This window comes from Mycolicibacterium vaccae NBRC 14118 = CIP 105934, from assembly GCF_001552715.1.
GTDB lineage: Bacteria > Actinomycetota > Actinomycetes > Mycobacteriales > Mycobacteriaceae > Mycobacterium > Mycobacterium vaccae.
The window spans coordinates 41,836-61,205 of sequence record NZ_BCRS01000003.1; the positions used below are offsets into that span (position 1 = coordinate 41,836).

Below are 19,370 nucleotides of genomic sequence, written 5' to 3' on the forward strand. Positions count from 1 at the left end.
ACGCCGGAGCTTAGTGGACGAGTTTGCCAGCCGGCCGCCGATCCCGTCTCAGGCCGGGTCGCAGATCAGAATCGGGATCTTGCGGTCGGTGTAGGTCCGGTAGTTGGCGAAATCCGGGTAGATCGCATCCAGCTTGGGCCAGTACTCGTCGCGCTCGGCGTCGGTGGCCTCACGCGCGGTCAGCGTGAGCTTCTCGTTCTTGATCTGGAACGTCACCTGCGGGTTGGCCTTGATGTTCAAGTACCACATGGGGTTTGTGGCACGTCCACCCTGCGACGCGACCAGCACGACGCGGTCTCCCTCGCGCAGGAAGAGCAGCGGGCTCTCCCGCGGCTGTCCGGATTTGCGGCCGATGGTGGTCAGGATGCCGACCGGGGGAGGAGCGGAGAACCGGTTCGATCCGCCCCGCCAGTTGTAGCCGATGCGCCCGCCGGTGGCCTTGTAGGCCAGGGTGTTGAGCTTGGACATCCACTTGATGCCGACGCCGACGGCCTTGGAGTTCAGGCCTTCGACCTGCTTGGGGCTCAGTGGCTTGGGGGCTTTGGCCATGTCGGGGGATCCTATCGGCTCAGGAAGGGGCGGATCGAGGCGTTGATGTGATGGATCAGCGCACGCCCCGAGGCATCCTCGGCGGGGATCAGGAATGTCTCGTCGATCCGCGCCCCGACGCTGCGCCCGGCCAGCGCGGGTTTGGTCGACAGCTCGAACCTGGCCCGCACGATGTCGCCGTCGACGGTGAACTCCGGCGCACTCACCGCCTTGATCACCTTGTACTGCAATCCCCGGTTGAGGCTGCGGCGCAGGTGATCACCGGAGAAGCCGGTTTTCAGCCCGACTTCGACGCGGGTGCAGCCCGGCGCGAAGGGGACGTCGTCGGCACGGTGGCTGGCGAGCGCACTGATGTAGGCCTGCGCTGCGGCGATGCGGTCCTGATCGGGGACGGGCACTAGATGCGTTCGATGATGGTGCCGGTGGACAGGGCGCCGCCCGCGCACATGGTGATCAGCGCGGTGCCCTTGCCGGTGCGCTCCAGCTCGTGCAGCGCGGTGGTGATCAGCCGGGCGCCGGTGGAGCCCACCGGATGCCCGAGCGCGATCGCACCGCCGTTGACATTGACCTTGTCCATGTCGGCGCCGTGCACCTGCGCCCAGGACAGCACCACCGACGCGAACGCCTCGTTGATCTCGACCAGGTCGATGTCGCCGAGCTTCATGCCGGCCTTCTCCAGCACCTTGGCTGTCGACTGCACCGGGCCGTCGAGGTGGTAGAAGGTCTCCGCCCCGACGTTGGCCTGCGCGACGATCCGGGCGCGCGGCTTCAGTCCGAGTGCTCTGGCCTTGTCTTCGTCCATCCACAGCACGGCGGCGGCGCCGTCGGAGATCTGCGACGAGGTGCCCGCGGTGTGGATGGCGCCCTCCATCACGGGTTTCAACGAGGCCAGGCCCTCGGCGGTGGTGTCGCGCAGACCCTGGTCGCGGGTGACCGGTGCCCACTCGTCGGTGGGACGCTTGTTCTCGTCGAGTACAGGCGCCGAGATCGGCGAGATCTCGCGCTCGAAGCGGCCCTCGGCCCAGGCCTGCTTGGCCTTGGTCTGTGAGGCCAGCCCGAACGCGTCGAGATCGGCGCGGGTGATGCCGCGCCGCTTGGCGATCCGCTCGGCGGCCTCGAACTGGTTCGGCATGTCGATGTCCCACGACGACGCGCGGATGATGCTGCGGTCCGGGCCGGCGTTGGCGCCCAGCCCGACGCGGCTCATCGCCTCGATGCCGCAGGCGATGCCGATGTCGATGGCGCCGGTGGCGATCAGGCCGGCGACGAGGTGGTTGGCCTGCTGGGCGCTGCCGCACTGGCAGTCGATCGTGGTGGCCCCGACGTGCTCGGGCAGTCCGGCGGTCAGCCAGCCCACCCTCGTGATGTTGTTCGACTGCTCGCCGTACTGAGTGACGCAGCCGCCGATGATCTGCTCGACATCCCCGGCATCGATGCCGGCCTTCTCGACGAGTGCCTTCTGCACCGCGCCCAACAGCTCGGTGGCGTGCAGGCCGGACAACCAGCCGTTGCGCTTTCCGATGGGGCTGCGGGTGGCTTCGACGATGACAGGGTTACCCATTGCGTCAGGCTAGAACACGTTTCATTAGTCTGACAAGCAGTGATGCCGCCGTGCCTTTCATCTGCGGTGGAGGCATGTTTTACTGGCACTAGAACACGTTGCAATTGAGGAGTGCTCCCCTATGCCCGGCCCGAACTCATGTCCGATCAGCCCCGACTTCGACTTCCTCGACGCGACCTTGAACCTTGAGCGTCTGCCGGTCGAGGAACTCGCCGAACTGCGCAAGTCCGAGCCTATCCACTGGGTCGATGTGCCCGGCGGAACGGGCGGTTTCGGTGACAAGGGCTACTGGCTCGTCACCAAGCACGCCGACGTCAAGGAGGTGTCCAAGCGCAACGACATCTTCGGCAGCTCCCCCGACGGGGCGATCCCGGTCTGGCCGCAGGACATGACCCGTGACGCGATCGACCTGCAGAAGGCCGTCCTGCTGAACATGGACGCCCCGCAGCACACCCGTCTCCGCAAGATCATCTCGCGTGGATTCACCCCACGCGCCGTCGGACGGCTCGAAGAAGAACTGCGCCAGCGCGCGCAGAAGATCGCCGAGACCGCAGCTTCCGAGGGTTCCGGCGACTTCGTCGAGCAGGTGTCCTGCGAGCTGCCGCTGCAGGCCATCGCCGAATTGCTCGGCGTCCCGCAGGACGATCGCGACAAGCTCTTCCGCTGGTCCAACGAGATGACTGCGGGCGAGGATCCGGAGTACGCCGACGTCGATCCGGCGATGTCCTCGTTCGAGCTGATCACCTACGCGATGAAGATGGCCGAGGAGCGGGCCGCCAACCCGACCGAAGACATCGTCACCAAGCTGATCGAGGCCGACATCGACGGTGAGAAGCTCTCCGACGACGAGTTCGGCTTCTTCGTGGTGATGCTCGCGGTGGCCGGCAACGAGACCACCCGTAACTCGATCACCCACGGCATGATCGCGTTCGCGCAGAACCCCGACCAGTGGGAGCTGTACAAGAAGGAACGCCCCGAGACCGCCGCCGACGAGATCGTCCGGTGGGCCACCCCGGTGTCGGCCTTCCAGCGCACGGCCCTCGAAGACACCGAGCTCGGTGGCGTGCAGATCAAGAAGGGCGAGCGCGTCGTCATGTCGTACCGCTCGGCCAACTTCGACGACGAGGTCTTCGAGGACCCCGAAAAGTTCGACATCCTGCGTAACCCCAACCCACACGTCGGATTCGGTGGGACGGGTGCGCACTACTGCATCGGCGCGAACCTGGCCAAGATGACCATCAACCTCATCTTCAACGCCGTCGCCGACCACATGCCCGATCTCAAACCCATCGGTGAGCCCGAGCGGCTGAAGTCCGGCTGGCTCAACGGAATCAAGCACTGGCAGGTCGACTACACCGGCGCCGGCGAGCCGGCCAATGCACCCAGTGGATGTCCGGTCTCTCAGTAGGCACGAAGACTCAAGGAGGAGTCGGGTGGATTTCAGTCCAGACGAGGGGCAGCAGGCTGTCGCGGATGTGGTCACTTCGGTGCTCGAGCGCGACAACACCTGGGAGGCCCTGGTTTCCGGTGGTGTGACGGCGCTCGGCGTTCCCGAGCGGCTCGGCGGCGACGGCGTCGGCCTCGCCGAGATCGCGACCGCGCTGACCGAGATCGGCAGGCACGGCACGATCAGTCCGGCGCTCGCCACGCTCGGGACGACAGCGGTGCTGCTCGATCTCGCCTCGGACCCTCAGCAGGACCGCTACCTGGCCGGTGTCGCGAAGGGCTCGGTCCTCACGGCGGCGCTCAACGAGCCCGGCGCGCAGCTGCCGGATCGGCCCGCCGTCACGCTGGCTGCGGGCAAGCTCAACGGCGTCAAGACCGCGGTCGGCTATGCCGCACAGGCTGATTGGATCCTGGTGACCGCCGACGGCGGTGTCGCGATGGTGCCGGGCGACGCCGCCGGTCTGACGGTGACCAAGACGCCGACATCCAACGGCTCGGATGAGTACGTGCTGACCTTCACCGACGTCGCTGTCGCCGACGACGACGTGCTCGACAGGGCGACCGCACACCGGGTGAACCAGCTGGCGCTGGCTGCAGTCGGCGCGTTCGCCGCCGGTCTGGTCGCCGGAGCCCTGCGGCTGACCGCCGACTACGTTGCCACCCGCGAACAGTTCGGCAGGCCGCTGTCGACGTTCCAGACCGTCGCCGCCCAACTCTCGGAGGTCTACATCGCCTCGCGGACGATCTCGCTGTTGTCCACCTCGGTGATGTGGCGGCTGAGCGAGGGGCTCGACGCCGAGGAGGACCTGACGGTTCTGGGGTTCTGGCTGACCTCCCAGGCGCCACCGGCAATGCGGCTCTGTCATCACCTGCACGGAGGTATGGGGATGGACATCACCTACCCGATGGACCGCTACTACTCGTCGATCAAAGACGTGACCCGGCTGCTGGGCGGCCCTTCGCACCGTCTCGATCTGGTGGGGGCCGGTCTGGGCGAGCGAAGCGACGGGAAATAAGATGTACATCGAACTGACACCGGAACAGCGGAAGCTGCAAGCCGAACTGCGGGAATACTTTTCGACACTCATCACCCCCGATGAGGCCGCCGCGATGGAGTCCGACCGGCACAACGAGGCATACCGCGCGGTGATCAAGCGGATGGGCTCGGACGGCAAGCTCGGAGTGGGCTGGCCGAAGGAGTACGGCGGCCTGGGTTTCGGTCCCGTGGAGCAGCAGATCTTCGTCAACGAGGCCAACCGTGCCGACGTGCCGCTGCCGATGGTGACCCTGCAGACCGTGGGGCCGACGCTGCAGGTGCACGGCACCGAGGAGCAGAAGAAGAAGTTCCTTCCCGGAATCCTCTCGGGTGATGTGCATTTCGCGATCGGTTACTCCGAGCCGGAGGCGGGAACCGATCTGGCCTCGCTGCGGACCACCGCCGTCAGGCATGGCGATGAATACGTCGTCAACGGCCAGAAGATGTGGACCACCGGCGCCCACGACGCCGATTACATCTGGCTGGCATGCCGTACCGATCCTGAGGCGGCCAAGCACAAGGGCATCTCGATCCTGATCGTGGACACCAAGGACCCGGGTTACTCGTGGACCCCGATCATCCTGTCCGACGGGGCACACCACACCAACGCGTCGTACTACAACGACGTGCGGGTGCCCGCCGACATGCTCGTCGGTGAAGAGAACGGTGGGTGGAGGCTGATCACCACCCAGCTCAACCACGAGCGGGTGGGTCTCGGCCCCGCCGGGCGGATCGCCGGGATCTACGACCAGGTGCACGCGTGGGCGGCCAAGCCCGGCTCGGACGGGGTGACCCCGATCGAGCACGACGACGTCAAGCGGTTACTCGGCCAGATCAAGGCGATCTGGCGGGTCAACGAATTGCTCAACTGGCAGGTCGCGGCATCGGGAGAGACCATCGCGGTCGCGGATGCAGCTGCCACCAAGGTCTTTTCGACCGAACGCATCCAGGAAGTCGGCCGGCTGGCCGAGGAGATCGTCGGCAGGTACGGCAACCCGGCGGACCAGGCTACCGCCGAGTTGTTGGACTGGCTGGACAAGATGACCAAGCGCAACCTGGTCATCACGTTCGGTGGCGGGGTCAACGAGGTGATGCGTGAGATGATCGCGGCGTCGGGGCTGAAGGTCCCGCGGGTTCCCCGATGAGCGCAGAGTTGCAGGCCGGTATCGACGAGATCAAGGCGACGGGGAAGAGCGAACCGCGCACGGGTCGGGATCCGGTGAACCAGGCGATGATCCACCACTGGGTCGACGCCATCGGTGACAAGAACCCGATCTATGTCGATGAGGAATCCGCCAGGGCCGCAGGACATCCCGGTATTGTGGCGCCGCCGGCGATGATCCAGGTGTGGACGATGGGCGGGCTCGGTCAGGGCCGCTCCGACGACGATCCGTTGTCGAAGATGATGCAGCTCTTCGACAACGCCGGCTTTGTCGGCGTGGTCGCCACGAACTGCGAGCAGACTTACCACCGGTACGTGCAGCCGGGGGAGGAACTGACCATCCATGCCGACATCACCGACGTGGTGGGCCCCAAGCAGACCGCCCTCGGTGAGGGCTACTTCATCAATCAGCTCATCACCTGGACGGTCGCCGGCGGGGAGCCGGTGGCCGAGATGAACTGGCGCATCATGAAGTTCAGGCCACGGGAGGCCGCTGCGGAGAACAATCCGGCGGTGCCGGAGGACCTCGATCCGGACAAGCTCATGAGGCCGGCCGCGTCGAGGGACACCCGGTTCTTCTGGGAGGGTGTCGCCGCCCACGAGCTGCGCATCCAACGTCGTCCCGACGGGACGCTGCAGCACCCGCCGGTGCCCGCGCTATGGCAGCCCGCCGATCATGTCCCCGTCGCTTCGGCCGACTATGTCGTGTCCTCGGGCAACGGCACGGTGTACAGCTTCGTCGTCCACCATGCGCCGAAGGTGCCCGGCCGCAGCCTGCCGTTCGTGATCGCCCTCGTAGAACTGGAGGAGGGCGTACGGATGCTCGGAGAGCTGCGCGGAATCGAGCCCAGCGAAGTGCAGATCGGAATGCCCGTGCGCGCAACATATATCGATTTCCCAGACAGCGAGGTCAGCCCCGCCTGGACGCTGTACGCGTGGGAGCCGGTCCGGTGACCGCGCCTACCCTGGAGGTCGGTGCCACGCTGCCCGAGCTGAAGATCTACGGCGACCCGACGTTCATCGTCTCCACGGCCATCGCGACCCGCGACTACCAGGACGTGCACCACGACCGGGACAAGGCCCAGGCCAAGGGTTCCAAGGACATCTTCGTCAACATCCTGACCGACACCGGCCTGGTGCAGCGCTACCTCACCGACTGGGCCGGACCGTCGGCGCGGATCAAGTCGATCGGGCTGCGCCTCGGCGTGCCGTGGTACGCCTACGACACCATCACCTTCACCGGTGAGGTCACCGCCGTCGACGACGGGGTCGCCACCGTGAAGGTGGTCGGCGCCAACAGTCTGGGCAACCACGTTATCGCCACGGCGACACTCGATTTGGGGGACCACTGATGCTCTCCGGGAAAGCCGCGATCGCCGGTATCGGAGCGACCGACTTCTCCAAGAACTCGGGCCGCAGTGAGCTGCGGCTCGCTGCCGAAGCGGTGCTCGACGCGCTGGACGACGCCGGCTTGGCGCCGGCGGATGTCGACGGTCTCGTGACGTTCACCATGGACTCGAACCTGGAGACGGCCGTGGCCCGTTCCACCGGGATCGGGGACCTGAAGTTCTTCAGCCAGATCGGGTACGGCGGCGGAGCGGCGGCCGCGACCGTGCAGCAGGCGGCCCTGGCGGTCGCGACCGGCGTGGCCGAGGTGGTCGTCGCCTACCGGGCCTTCAATGAGCGGTCCGAACACCGTTTCGGTCAGGTGATGACAGGTCTGACGGTCAACGCCGACTCCCGCGGTGTCGAGTACAGCTGGTCCTACCCGCACGGGCTGAGCACGCCGGCCGCGTCGGTGGCGATGATCGCCCAGCGCTACATGCATGAGTACGGCGCGACCAGCGCCGACTTCGGGGTGATCGCGGTGGCCGACCGTAAGCACGCGGCGAAGAACCCGAACGCGTACTTCTACGAGAAGCCGATCACCATCGAGGACCACCAGAACTCCCGGTGGATCGCCGAACCGCTGCGGCTGCTGGACTGCTGTCAGGAGACCGACGGCGGCGTGGCCATCGTGGTCACGACCCCGGAACGGGCCAGGGACCTCAGGCACCGGCCCGCGATCATCGAGGCCGCCGCGCAGGGCGCGGGTGCAGATCAGTTCACCATGTACTCGTACTACCGCGAGGAACTCGGCCTCCCCGAGATGGGACTGGTCGGCCGCCAGCTGTGGGAGCAGAGCGGTTTGTCGCCCGCCGACATCCAGACGGCGGTCCTTTACGACCACTTCACGCCATACACCCTCATCCAGCTCGAGGAGCTCGGATTCTGCGGCAAGGGCGAAGCCAAGGACTTCATCGCCGACGGCGCGATCGAGATCGGCGGCAAGCTTCCGATCAACACTCACGGCGGCCAGCTCGGTGAGGCCTACATTCACGGCATGAACGGCATCGCCGAGGGTGTCCGCCAACTGCGCGGCACGTCGGTGAACCAGGTGCCCGACGTCGAGCATGTGCTGGTCACGGCTGGCACCGGGGTGCCGACGTCCGGGCTCATTCTGGGCTGACGCCGTTGCTCAGCAAACTCAGACGCCGCCTTATCGGGGGATCGTCGGGTTGGGGGTCCGGATATCGGGGTGGCCTGCCTCCGACCGGTTGCCTATCAAACTGCGGCGAGGGAGATTGGGGCTGATGACCAGTTTGTTCAATGCTGAACGCCCCACCTCGGACAACCTCGTTAGTTTGCCATAGGCTTAGCGCACCGCATATTTGACATCGCGAGGATTACCGATTCGGGCCGTATCGTGCGCTTGACGGCATTTCTAGCAAACACGCATAATTGTCTTTACCGTCAGCGGGGGTCGTCTGGATTCTGTGTGAAGCCGGTCTGCGGCGCGGTATCGGTCGTTCGTTGGGAAGGGATTCCCGTTGAGTGAGCTGTCCGCCTCCCCCCGGTGCGCATGTCCATACAGAGCGGGGTCGGGCGATGGGGCAGATAGGGCAGTGGGCTGACACAGTCGGAAGTTCCGGCGAGACGCGGCACAGCGCGGCCATCGCGCGGTACAGACTGACAGAAGCGATCGCCGGAAATGTGTGCCCGGCAGACCATGTCTCCGCGAGAGCGGAGCCAGCAGCCGTGTCGGGGTTCGGCCGGCCGGCCGCTCTCGACGAGGGCCGCGTAACCCTGGCGGGGGCGCAGCTTGTGGTGGTCGACGACTCCACCCTTCAACGAGAAAACCTGGCGACCCTGTTACGCGAACGCGGCGCCGATCGCGTTGCGGTCGCGTGGGATCTCCCATCGGCTCTCGCCGCGATGACAGAGACCGGCACCCCGGTGGTACTGCTCAGCGTCACCACACGCGACAGCCAGGCGCTGCTCTGCGCCGTACGGAAAGCCCATCCCCTGACCAAAGTGGTGGCGGTATGTGTCGCGGAGGACGACGAGGCGGGGATCATCGTGTGTGCAGAGGCAGGTGTGGCCGGGTATCACCTCCGGTCCGACTCCCTCGACGAACTACTCGCCGTGATCGCCCGCGTCGCCGGTGGGCAGCCGGCCTGCCCGCCGAGAATCTCGGCAGTTCTCATGCGACGACTGTCGACAATGGCGTCGCAGCGGTCCGGTCGGGCGGATCTGGATCTGACGGTACGAGAGCAGGAGATCCTGCGGATGCTCGAGCAGGGTCTGAGCAACCGTGAGATCGCGCACGAGTTGTGCATCGCCCTGCACACCGTGAAGAACCACGTCCACAGCGTGCTGGGCAAGCTCGGTGTCCGGTCACGAGCAGAGGCCGCGGCGCACTTCCGCGCCGCGAGATCGACCCCAACCGGGGCGGGAACTAGGCAAGGTTCAGAAGCGAAAATCGCTCCATCGGTCCATATACGTTGAGCCGCGGGACGGTTGATAGTGGAAGAGTCACGGATGAGATGGCGCGGGCCGTGTGATCACGCGCCAGTTGGCTGACGCCTTCGTCTCCACCGCGGTCGATCAGGAGGGGATCATATGTCGGATCGACGAAATTCGTTCGCCTGCGCGACACCGAAACACCCGGTGGGAAACCTGGTCAAACAACAGTCTCGCGGCTCACGCGCGTTGATGGCCGCGGTCGTGGCAGGCGGACTGGCCTTCAGCGCCTCGCTGTATCCGACGCCCGACGAGGTGCCGATCTTCGGCCTCCTCGATATCCCCGCCATCAACCGCGCGCTCGGCCACCCAGTCCGGATGGATTCGCTAGCGGTCCAAAACGCCGTCAACGCCAACGAAGTCAGCATCGGTGACTTGTTGCAGGTGGCCACCATCCTTGCGCAGTATCCGAACATCCTGCCGATGGACGCCTTGATGAGTATGCCGAACACGCCCGGACTGCGCGAGGTCCTGGAAGCGGCGGGCATGACGTCAGCGTCTGCCGATGTGGTCAGCTTCCACTCGGCCATGTTCGGCGGAGTCGGGGGTGGTGGGGGCGGTGGCGGATCCGCCACGGTGATGCCCGGCATGCTGGCGAATTGGCTGGCCTACCTGAACTTCTGGTTGCACCAGCTGCCTGTCGAGATGCTGGGCGAAATCTCGGGCGCATTGAGCAGAATGATGCCTGCGTTCGTGGACCCAGCGACCGTGCCACGATGGATGGCCTCGCTGGACGCAGTGACCGTGGTGTTGCCACCCGTATTCGTGCCGGCCCCGGTACCCGCCCTATCGGTCGCGCCGCCGCCGCCCGGTATACCGGGGCCGGTCACTCCTCACACGTTCGAGGCGCCGCCACCCCCACCGCCTCCACCGCCACCGCCTCCACCGCCACCGCCTCCGCCGCCTCCGCCGCCGCCGCCCACCGAGACATACACTCCGCCAACCTATTCGGAGATCCCCACGCCGACGCCCACTGAAGTGCCGCCAAGTTACACGCCCGAACCAACCTTCCCGTCGTACGAGCCGACCATCCCTGCTGAACCGTCGGGTACACCAGAACCGAGTGAAGGGCCGGACTTCGAGGAAGAATCACCCGATCTCGATACCGGGGAGGGGGAGGCTGACAATCCATCTGGCGGACCATCGCAGGGCGGTGGTGGGCCGTCGTCCGGCCCGCCAGGAGGCGGCGGCGACGGCCCGCACGGCGGGAATGGCGGTGATCCGCCCAGCGATAACGGTGCCGGCAATGGTCCATCGAACGGCGGTGGCGGCGATTCGGGGTCCGAGGGGAACGGTAACTCGTCACCCGGCGATTCGCCGAGTGGTTGAGCCGCCATGCTGTCCCGAACGTGGTGGGTATGACGGGGCCATTCACCAACGGTGAGCAGCGGACGATCGCCGACGGTAACGTTCTGATCATTGACGACTGCACCCTGTACCGCGAGGCGCTGGCGTCGTCCCTGACCGAAAACGGATTGCGAGCTGTCCGCACGGTCGGGGACCTGCCGTCATTGATAAGTGCGTTGAATGCCATACCGCCGCTGGTGATTCTGCTCAACCTAGCCACCGTCGGGGTTCAAACCATCCTGCGCGCCATCAAAGGTTTGAGCCCGCGCGTACCGGTGATAGCGATCGGTGCATCCCTGGAAGACGAGCGCGCCCTCATGGCGTGCGCTGAGGCGGGGGTGGCGGCCTACCATATGCGAGCCGACACCCTGGCGGGGCTCCTCACCCTCATTCACGGGGTGGTGAATGGCGAGGTCTCCTGTCCCCCTGAGGTTTCGGCGATACTGTTCCGAATTCGGGCCCTGGCTGTAGGCCCGCGCAGACCGGTCGTCAGGGATCCGGGTCTCACATCCCGGGAGATCCAGATCCTCAAGTTGCTCAGACTGGGTTGTTCAAATCAGGAAATCGCCACGCAACTGTCCATTGCGGTCCACACGGTGAAAAGTCACGTTCACAGCCTGCTGACAAAGCTGGGCGTCAGCTCCCGGGCTGAGGCTGCGGCGCTGTCCCACGACCTCGATCTGGATCGAGGACCACATGACGGGACCGGATCGGGATCTAGTCGAAATTGGTCCTGAAGACCCATGTACGTCTGCGCCGTCGACACCGATAGTTATGGTGCGTCGGGTGAAATGGCCGCAGGTCGTATTCCCCACCGGCAGTGAACTAAACACTCTGTGACCGAGCGGTTCTCCTCTCTTGATCCGCACCGGCCGCGAGTCCATACCGGGGGAGGGAAAATGTCGGAATGCCGATTCGACGAGACGGATGATTATGAGCTCCCGTCACCGGAGCGCATGATTCACTCAGTGATCGACCTGGCCGTCGGCGACGAACTGTCCGAGCTCAGCGTCGGATATCGCAACAGCGATCGCGGGCTCGGCATCGGGCCGGATCTTCTGCGCAAGACAGACGTTCTGGTCGTTGACGACTGCACGCTCTACCGCGAGTGCCTGGTGGGGATTCTCACGGGCCGGCACGGTGCTGCGGCTACAGGGGTTGCTGCGGATCTGGCCTCCGTGATCGCCGACCTGGAAGCGCTGAGGCCTCGGGTGATCCTGCTCAACGTTGCCACGCACGAAAGCGTGGTGCTGCTGCGCCATGTGCTCCGATACCGTCCCGATGCCAGTGTGGTCGTCATCGGTGTCTCCGAGGACGACGATGCTGCCATCGTGGAGTGCGCCGAGGCAGGTGCGGCTGGATATCACCTTCGCACCGACTCTCTCGAAGATCTCTTCACTCTGATCCAGAGGGTTGCTGCCGGCGAATCCGCGTGCTCGTCGCGGGTGTCGGGTGTTTTGCTCAGGCGACTGTCAGAGCTCGCGGCTCAACGCCAGCCGGCGGCCAGGGAGGTCGTCCTGACAACGCGGGAGATCGAGATCCTGCGGATGCTTGAGGCAGGGATGGCAAACCGGGAGATCGCCGAGCAACTCTGCATCGCGGTTCACACGGTGAAGAACCACGTGCACAGCATCTTGACAAAGCTCGGTGTGAGTTCTCGCGAACAGGCGGCTGCGTTGGCCCGCAACATGGTCGCGACGGACTGGCCGCGACGGGGCTAGTCCCCGGTCCGGTCCGGGGTGCACACCGGAAATCGCTCTCTTGGCCCATTTACCAACAACTTTGCGGAACGGATAGTGAAAACGTGTTTTCGGGGGAAGCTCAAGAACTCGACCGAGGGGTGCTGAAGATCGCACGCCAGTCGACGCGGGTAACACAGTTCTGCAGGCGCGAGTATCGCGTCGCGCGTGTCGGGAACCAGACCTCCGGTGGTCACCGGCCGTCGGCAACCGAACTCGCCGAAGGAGTTCGGTGATGTGCGGGATCATTGCTTGCCGGACACATCAGCCGGCAGTGGACTACCTGAAGGTGGGCCTACGTCGACTGGAGTACCGCGGATACGACTCGGTGGGCGTTGCAGTACAGACCGCCGACGATGACGTCGTCCGCATGCGAACGGTCGGCAGGATCGATGATCTCGATCGCATGCTGAACCAGTGGACCGGAGCTCGGTTCAACGGAGCGGGAATCGGTCACACGCGCTGGGCGACCCATGGTGCGGTGACCCCGGATAACGCCCATCCACATGCCGACTGCACCGGGCAGGTCAGCGTCGTACACAACGGGATCATCGAGAACGCCGACCTGTTGCGTGCCGAACTGACCTGCGGGGGGCATGTATTCGAGACCGCGGTGGACAGTGAGGTGCTCTGCCATCTCATCGAGGACGAACGACTCGTCGAGGACGATCTCGTTCAGGCCGTACAGAAGGCGCTCGCGAGGGCCCAGGGGTCCTGGGCGCTGGCGGTGCTGGAGAAGGCGTCAGGCCGAATCGCCGTCGCAGCCCACGGGTCTCCGCTGTTGGTGGCGCGTACCGCGCACGGCGACTTCGCGACCAGCGACATCGCCGCAGTTGCCGACTGGGCCGACGAGTACCGCATCCTCGAAGACGGCGACATCGTGGAACTCAGTTCCGACCGGTGGCTCCGCTCGGGTGTGCCGATCTCTGCGCCTCCTGCCCACCAATGCCGCTGGCGCAGCAGCGACGTGGAGTTGCGCGACCACACGGACTTCATGGCCAAGGAGATCGATGAGCAACCGGAGGTTGCATCGCGTCTGATCGAAAGGTTGAGACCGAACATCGCCGACGGCGGCATGTGGCGCCAACTCGGCATCCCACCGTTCGAACGGCTCCGAGTGGTCGGCTGCGGCACATCGCTCAACGCCGGCAACGTGATAGCCAACCTGGTGCGTTCACTGGGCAGCCTTCCCGTGACGACGACGGTGGCCAGCGAGGCGGGCGTCGAGGTCGGGGAGCCGGATCAACTGAGTCTGGCGATCAGTCAGTCCGGCGAAACCGCCGACGTCCTGCGGGCGCTGGAAACCCCGGCAGTGCGCGACACCCGACTCCTTGCGCTCACCAACAACACACACTCCACGCTGGCTCGGGTCGCAGACGCGGTGGTCGACTGTTCAGCAGGCCCCGAGATCGGGGTGGCGGCGACCAAGACGTTCATCTGCCAGGTGATTTCGGGTGCAGCACTGATGATCTCGGCGCTCGTCGCGATGGATCGTCTGTCGGTGCAGGCGGCGGGCATTCTTGCCGACGACCTCTGCCGGATACCAGACCGCCTGGCCGCCGCCGGCGCGGTCGCCCGGAAGGTGATACCTCCGATTGCCGACGAGCTCGTGTCAGCCCGGGGGTTCATCTTCATCGCGCGGGGCTCGGGGGTTCCGTACGCGGCAGAGGGTGCTCTGAAGCTCAAGGAACTCACCTACCGGTGGGCCGAGCACTGCCCGGCGGGCGAACTCAAGCACGGACCGCTGGCACTGGTCGGCCCCGGAACCCCGGTGATCGTGGTCGACAACGGTGACCCGAAGCTGCTCTGCAACGTAGCGGAGGTCGCGGCTCGTGGCGGGCGCGTCATCACCATCGGCGCCAGAGAAAGCTCGGTGCCGGTCGTCGACGACCACGGCGCGCCCTGGGGACCCGTCGCGGCGACCGTGCCGCTCCAGGTACTGGCCCGCACCCTGGCACTTTCCCTGGGCCGGGACGTCGACAAACCGCGGAATCTGGCCAAGTCGGTGACGGTCGAATGACCGCCCCGACAGGCGTGGCCGCCGCCCACACACTCCCTTCCGATACCGAGACCGCGGACAACGCCGATGTCGTCAGCGACTTCCTTGCCGCAGCGCGGCGCTGGTCTGACCGTCCTGCGGTGATGCACAACGGATGCGCCACCACTTACCGCGACTTCGCCGAACAGGTCCTGAACACCGCGTCCCGCTGCGTGGCCGGGGACCTCGCAGATGCGAAAGGCCCGTCAGGTCTCGTCGGGGTACGCGCTTCCCACCATCCCGCCACGGCCGCCCACCTCCTTGGGATCCTGCACGCCAACGCCACCTACTGCCCCGTCGATGACATCCTTCCGCCCGGACGCCGGGCGGCGATCGCGGAGGTGCTCGGTCTGTCCAGGCTGATCGTCGCGACCGATCCGGAGCCTGCCGGAGTACGGGACGCGGTGCCGCCGGTGCCACCGAGGCGGGCCGGCGAGGCCGCGTATGTGCTGTGCACCTCCGGTTCCACCGGCACCCCGAAGCCGGTCGCAGTCTCTCGGGAGGCGCTGAGCGTCGCGGTGCGGGCACTGCGGGGGCTGTTCGCGCTGACTCCGGACGACCGCGTGCTGCAGTTCTCGTCGCTCGGCTGGGACACGTGCCTGGAGGAGATCCTGCCTGCGCTCATCACCGGTGCCGCAGTCGTTTTCGACGACCGGGCGCACAGCGGCTCATTCGCGACCTTCCTGCGGATGCTGGCCGATCAGGCGGTCACGGTTGTCGACCTGCCGACCGCGTTCTGGCACGAGCTCGTCCTGTTTCTCGACGAGGAGAAGGCGACGTTGCCGGACAGCGTCCGACTGGTGATCATCGGCGGCGAGCGCGTCGACCCCACCCGCCTGGGTCAGTGGCGAGAGCTCGACACGACGGACGTCGTGCTCTTGAACACCTACGGGTGCACGGAAACAACGATGATCACACACGCGGTGCAACTCTTCGGGCCCGGCACAGATTCGGAACTCGCTTCCGCTGCCGAGGCGCCGATCGGCCGGCCGCTACCGCACGTGCTTGAGCACGTCGGAGCCAACGGCGAACTGATGGTCTCCGGTCCCGCCCTGGCCAGCGGATACCTCGGGGCGCCCGACCTGACGGCAGCCGCCTTCCCGACTGCGGACCACGGTTCAGGACCGCAGAGATGGTTCCGTACCGGAGATCTGGTCGTGGGAGACGGGAAAGGCCTTCTGTACTCGCGGGGTCGTGCCGACGAGCAGGTCAAGGTCCGGGGTGTCCGTGTACACCCTGCCGAGGTCGAGATGCAGCTGAACTCCCATCCCGCCGTGTCAGGTGCGGTGGTGGTCGGCGAGCGACTACTCGGCGGTACGGCGCTCACCGCGTATGTGGTGGCCCGCGGCGTCACAGCCGCAGACCTCAGGAGGCACCTCGGCGGCCGCCTCCCCTCGCAATTCGTGCCCAGCCGTTTCAGATTCGTGAACGAGCTGGTCTACACGGCCAGCGGAAAAGTCGATCGCGCTGCAACGCGGCGTGCAGTGGTGGACAGCGACAAAGGAGCACGTACATGAGCGCCGAACACATCGTTGGAATCTTCCGGCGGGTTCTCAACACCTCCGAGGTGGACGAACACTCGGACTTCTTCGAACTCGGCGGTGACTCACTGTTGGCCACGCGGGTGCTCAGCGCGATCGCCAGGGACTTCGGGATCGAGCTGACCTATGACGACATCGTCGACTACCCGACGCCGGTCGGTCTCTCCGATCTGACCGCAGCCGTGGCGTCATGAGCCCAGATGGTATGCGTGTCATCGTGGTCGGCGCGGGCCTGGCCGGATTGACCGCCGCGGTCGAACTGACCGCCGCAGGAGCCGATGTCGTCGTTCTCGAGGCGCGTGACAGAGTCGGTGGCCGGATGCACGGTGTGCCGGTGGCCGAGGGCGTGGTCGGTGACGGAGGCGCCGCGTACCTGGGGGAGCAGCACACCGAACTGCTCAGGCTGATCGACCGGTACAGCCTGAACCTGGCCTCGACGGCGATGGCGGGCGAGAGCACCTTCCTGATCGGCGATCAACGCACCACGACGCCGAGCCGGGTACCGCCGCTGGATGCCATAGCCCTGGGCGACCTCTTCGACAGGCTCGACGACCTCGTCACCCGGGTCCGCCCCGATGCCCCCTGGTTGACCCCTGGCGCCGAGCGACTCGACCGGCTGTCGGCGGCAAGCTGGCTCGCCGAAGAGGTCAGACGTCCGGACGCCAAGACCTTCTTCCCACTGTTCATCGGTGAGATGATGGCCGCTGATCCGGCGGCGATCTCGGTGTTGCACATGGCCTTCTATCTGAGATCAGGAGGTGGGATCCGCTACCTCAATGCGTTCGAGGGCGGAGCCCAGCAGTGGCGGATCGACGGCGGCGCACATCTGCTGTGCGAGGCGCTCTCGACACAACTCGGCGACCGGGTGCGCCTGCGACAACCAGTACAGGCCATCGAGCAGGATGCTGACGGCGTTCTCGTGCGGTGCTTCTCCGACACCAACGGTCCGGGGTCGCAGCACCGGGCCGACCGGGTGGTCGTCGCGATCCCTCCGTTACTGGCGCAGCGCATCGAGTTCCGCCCCGGGTTGCCCGCCCTGCGTGCGACCGGGCTGACCGGCCGCGGTTGTGCAATCAAGGTGCAGCTCGGTTATCCGGGCCCGCTGTGGCGGGACCGAGGCCTGTCGGGATGGTCTGTGAGTACCGGTGGACCGCTCCTGTCGACCGTCGACGACAGCCCGATCGACGAATCAGCCGGAGTGCTCACCGGATTCGTCACCGGCGAGGCCGCGACGGCATTCACCAAGCTGTCGGCGTCAGAGCAGGCGGCTGCCGCGGTGGCCCACGCGCGCAGACTCTTTCCGAGTCTGCCGGCGCCCACACGGTGCACGGTCACCGATTGGCTGTCAGAGAAGTACAGCAGGGGCTGCTATGCCGCACTTTTCGGCCCGGGCGACTGGATGAAACTGGGCCCGCAACTGACCATTCCGCACGGCCGCGTCCATTGGGCCGGCACCGAGACGAGCCTGGAGTTCTTCGGGCTGATGGAAGGCGCGATCAGGTCAGGTCAACGTGTCGCGACCGAGTTGACAGGCATCGGCGATTCCGTGGCCGATCGAGGGAAGGTGCTCGCACGATGACGACACTGATCGAATCCGACGACAGCGGGTTCGCCCCCGTCACCGAGCAGCCGTATACCTACGCGCGGCGGTTGCTTACCGAACCGGATTGGCGACGGTATCCGGGTTGGTCCGGTGTCACCGAGAGTGAGTGGCGCGACCCGCAATGGCAGCGAGCGCATTCGGTCAAGAATATCGCCCAGCTACGTTCGGTCCTCGGTGATCTGATCGACGAGCGCTTCTACGTCGACCTGGCAGCCGATCAGCAGCAGCGGGCCACGATGTCCATGCTGCTACCGCCGCAGATGATCAACACCATGGTCCCGGTTTGGGAGCCGGGGCGCGCCGGGTTGACCGAGGCGTTCTTCGCGGACCCGATCCGGCGTTACATGCTGCCGGTGCTCAGCGACCGCCAGCCCGAATGGTGTTCACACCCCTATGCGGAGCGTGATTCACTGCATGAGAGCGACATGTGGGTGGTCGAGGGCCTGACTCATCGCTACCCGACCAAGGTGCTCGCAGAGATGCTGTCCACCTGCCCGCAGTACTGCGGACACTGCACACGGATGGACCTGATCGGAAACTCCACCCCGACTGTCACGAAGGCGAGGCTCACTCTGCAGCCGGCCGACCGGCAGGAGCGGATGCTGGAGTATCTGCGAGCCACTCCCTCAGTGCGTGACGTCGTGGTATCCGGCGGTGATGTCGGCAACATGCCTTGGCCGCGGCTGGAATCCTTTGTGCTGCAACTGCTGGAGATCGACACCATCCGCGACATCCGATTGGCGACCAAGGCGCTTGCCGCGCTGCCGCAGCACTGGCTGCAGACGAAAGTCCTCGATGGCGTGCATCGCGTGGCGCGGCGGGCTGCGGATCGCGGCGTGAATCTCGCGCTGCACACCCACATCAACCACGTACAGTCGGTGACCCCGCTGGTGGCGTCGGCGGCCCGCGGGTTGCTTGATGCGGGTCTGCGCGACGTCCGGAACCAGGGCGTGTTGATGCGGGGCGTCAATGCCACCACCGGAGACCTGCTCGACCTGTGCTTCGCGCTGCAGGGAGAGGCGAATATCCTGCCGTACTACTTCTACATGTGTGACATGATCCCGAACGCCGAGCACTGGCGGACTTCGTTGGCTCAAGCCCAACAGTTGCAGTTGTCGATCATGGGATATCTCCCCGGTTTCGCGACACCGCGTGTGGTCTGCGACGTTCCCTACGTGGGGAAGCGGTGGGTGCATCAGGTGGTGCGCTACGACCAGAATCTCGGAATCTCCTACTGGAGCAAGAATTACCGCACAGGTCTGGAGGTTGCCGACCCCGACGCCCTGAACCGTGTGTACCCGTACTTCGATCCGATCGACAGTCTGCCGGCGCTTGGGCAGGCCTGGTGGCGTAAGAACGGAGACCGGACCTGGGACGCCGCGGCCCTGGCCGAGGATGGACCGGCAATGCCTGCCCCAGGCGGCGGCACCGTATGTGCAACCTACGGTGCCGCCGCGGGTGCAGCGCACCTGACACCCGTGGCCGACCCCGCGGGTCATTGAGGG

General features: G+C 65.9%; 18 protein-coding genes. 15 read left to right on the forward strand and 3 right to left on the reverse strand.

What is annotated here, in order from left to right; all coding sequences use genetic code 11:
* Positions 1–48 precede the first annotated feature (48 nt).
* From MVA01S_RS01240 to MVA01S_RS01250, 3 genes are read right to left on the reverse strand one after another with little or no spacing between them, the layout of a single operon-like run.
* Positions 49–549 (reverse strand): nitroreductase family deazaflavin-dependent oxidoreductase, encoded by a 501-nt coding sequence (locus MVA01S_RS01240; protein ID WP_003930597.1) that lies wholly within the window; start codon positions 547–549, stop codon positions 49–51.
* 11 nt (positions 550–560) lie between these two features.
* On the reverse strand, positions 561–947 hold the full coding sequence (locus tag MVA01S_RS01245; protein WP_003930596.1) for a DUF8021 domain-containing protein: 387 nt from the start codon (positions 945–947) through the stop codon (positions 561–563).
* Positions 947–2,110 (reverse strand): steroid 3-ketoacyl-CoA thiolase, encoded by a 1,164-nt coding sequence (locus MVA01S_RS01250; RefSeq protein WP_003930595.1) that lies wholly within the window; start codon positions 2,108–2,110, stop codon positions 947–949. Before MVA01S_RS01250 ends, MVA01S_RS01245 begins: the two co-directional genes overlap by 1 nt.
* Before the next feature lie 121 nt (positions 2,111–2,231).
* Between MVA01S_RS01250 and MVA01S_RS01255 the strand changes: the two genes are divergently transcribed.
* The 15 genes from MVA01S_RS01255 to MVA01S_RS01325 all read left to right on the forward strand — a co-directional run bounded on the left by MVA01S_RS01255 (position 2,232) and on the right by MVA01S_RS01325 (position 19,367).
* Entirely contained in the window at positions 2,232–3,518 is a 1,287-nt protein-coding gene (locus tag MVA01S_RS01255) for a cytochrome P450 (protein WP_003930594.1), read from the forward strand.
* A 25-nt stretch (positions 3,519–3,543) separates the two neighbouring features.
* The gene (locus MVA01S_RS01260; protein ID WP_003930593.1) at positions 3,544–4,572 is read left to right on the forward strand and encodes an acyl-CoA dehydrogenase family protein; all 1,029 of its coding nucleotides are present in this window, start codon (positions 3,544–3,546) and stop codon (positions 4,570–4,572) included.
* 1 nt (position 4,573) lies between these two features.
* Entirely contained in the window at positions 4,574–5,737 is a 1,164-nt protein-coding gene (gene fadE29, locus MVA01S_RS01265; protein ID WP_003930592.1) for an acyl-CoA dehydrogenase FadE29, read from the forward strand.
* Entirely contained in the window at positions 5,734–6,708 is a 975-nt protein-coding gene (locus MVA01S_RS01270; protein ID WP_003930591.1) for a bifunctional MaoC family dehydratase N-terminal/OB-fold nucleic acid binding domain-containing protein, read from the forward strand. Before fadE29 ends, MVA01S_RS01270 begins: the two co-directional genes overlap by 4 nt.
* A complete protein-coding gene (locus MVA01S_RS01275; RefSeq protein WP_040541352.1) occupies positions 6,705–7,106 on the forward strand; it encodes a MaoC family dehydratase in 402 nt (133 codons plus the stop codon). The genes MVA01S_RS01270 and MVA01S_RS01275 overlap by 4 nt, the downstream gene beginning before the upstream one ends.
* The gene (ltp2, locus tag MVA01S_RS01280; protein ID WP_003930589.1) at positions 7,106–8,263 is read left to right on the forward strand and encodes a 17-hydroxy-3-oxo-4-pregnene-20-carboxyl-CoA lyase; all 1,158 of its coding nucleotides are present in this window, start codon (positions 7,106–7,108) and stop codon (positions 8,261–8,263) included. The genes MVA01S_RS01275 and ltp2 overlap by 1 nt, the downstream gene beginning before the upstream one ends.
* Positions 8,264–8,901: 638 nt before the next feature.
* Entirely contained in the window at positions 8,902–9,582 is a 681-nt protein-coding gene (locus MVA01S_RS01285) for a LuxR C-terminal-related transcriptional regulator (protein WP_159426294.1), read from the forward strand.
* Positions 9,583–9,696: 114 nt separating this feature from the next.
* Complete coding sequence (locus tag MVA01S_RS32250) at positions 9,697–10,926, forward strand: hypothetical protein (protein ID WP_261340600.1); 1,230 nt, start codon at positions 9,697–9,699, stop codon at positions 10,924–10,926.
* A gap of 29 nt (positions 10,927–10,955) precedes the next feature.
* Entirely contained in the window at positions 10,956–11,681 is a 726-nt protein-coding gene (locus tag MVA01S_RS01295; RefSeq protein WP_003930586.1) for a LuxR C-terminal-related transcriptional regulator, read from the forward strand.
* A gap of 231 nt (positions 11,682–11,912) precedes the next feature.
* Positions 11,913–12,665 (forward strand): LuxR C-terminal-related transcriptional regulator, encoded by a 753-nt coding sequence (locus MVA01S_RS01300; protein ID WP_237024257.1) that lies wholly within the window; start codon positions 11,913–11,915, stop codon positions 12,663–12,665.
* A gap of 253 nt (positions 12,666–12,918) precedes the next feature.
* Positions 12,919–14,703, forward strand: a complete 1,785-nt coding sequence (glmS, locus tag MVA01S_RS01305; RefSeq protein WP_040541220.1) for a glutamine--fructose-6-phosphate transaminase (isomerizing) — start codon at positions 12,919–12,921, stop codon at positions 14,701–14,703.
* Positions 14,700–16,238 (forward strand): AMP-binding protein, encoded by a 1,539-nt coding sequence (locus tag MVA01S_RS01310; protein ID WP_110765609.1) that lies wholly within the window; start codon positions 14,700–14,702, stop codon positions 16,236–16,238. The genes glmS and MVA01S_RS01310 overlap by 4 nt, the downstream gene beginning before the upstream one ends.
* On the forward strand, positions 16,235–16,456 hold the full coding sequence (locus MVA01S_RS01315; protein WP_003930582.1) for an acyl carrier protein: 222 nt from the start codon (positions 16,235–16,237) through the stop codon (positions 16,454–16,456). The genes MVA01S_RS01310 and MVA01S_RS01315 overlap by 4 nt, the downstream gene beginning before the upstream one ends.
* Positions 16,453–17,841 carry a flavin monoamine oxidase family protein gene (locus MVA01S_RS01320; RefSeq protein WP_237024255.1) on the forward strand — a complete coding sequence of 463 codons (1,389 nt, stop codon included), beginning with the start codon at positions 16,453–16,455 and terminating at the stop codon, positions 17,839–17,841. Before MVA01S_RS01315 ends, MVA01S_RS01320 begins: the two co-directional genes overlap by 4 nt.
* Positions 17,838–19,367: a KamA family radical SAM protein gene (locus MVA01S_RS01325; RefSeq protein WP_003930580.1), complete on the forward strand. Its 1,530-nt coding sequence runs from the start codon at positions 17,838–17,840 to the stop codon at positions 19,365–19,367. The genes MVA01S_RS01320 and MVA01S_RS01325 overlap by 4 nt, the downstream gene beginning before the upstream one ends.
* The last annotated feature ends 3 nt before the right edge of the window (positions 19,368–19,370 follow it).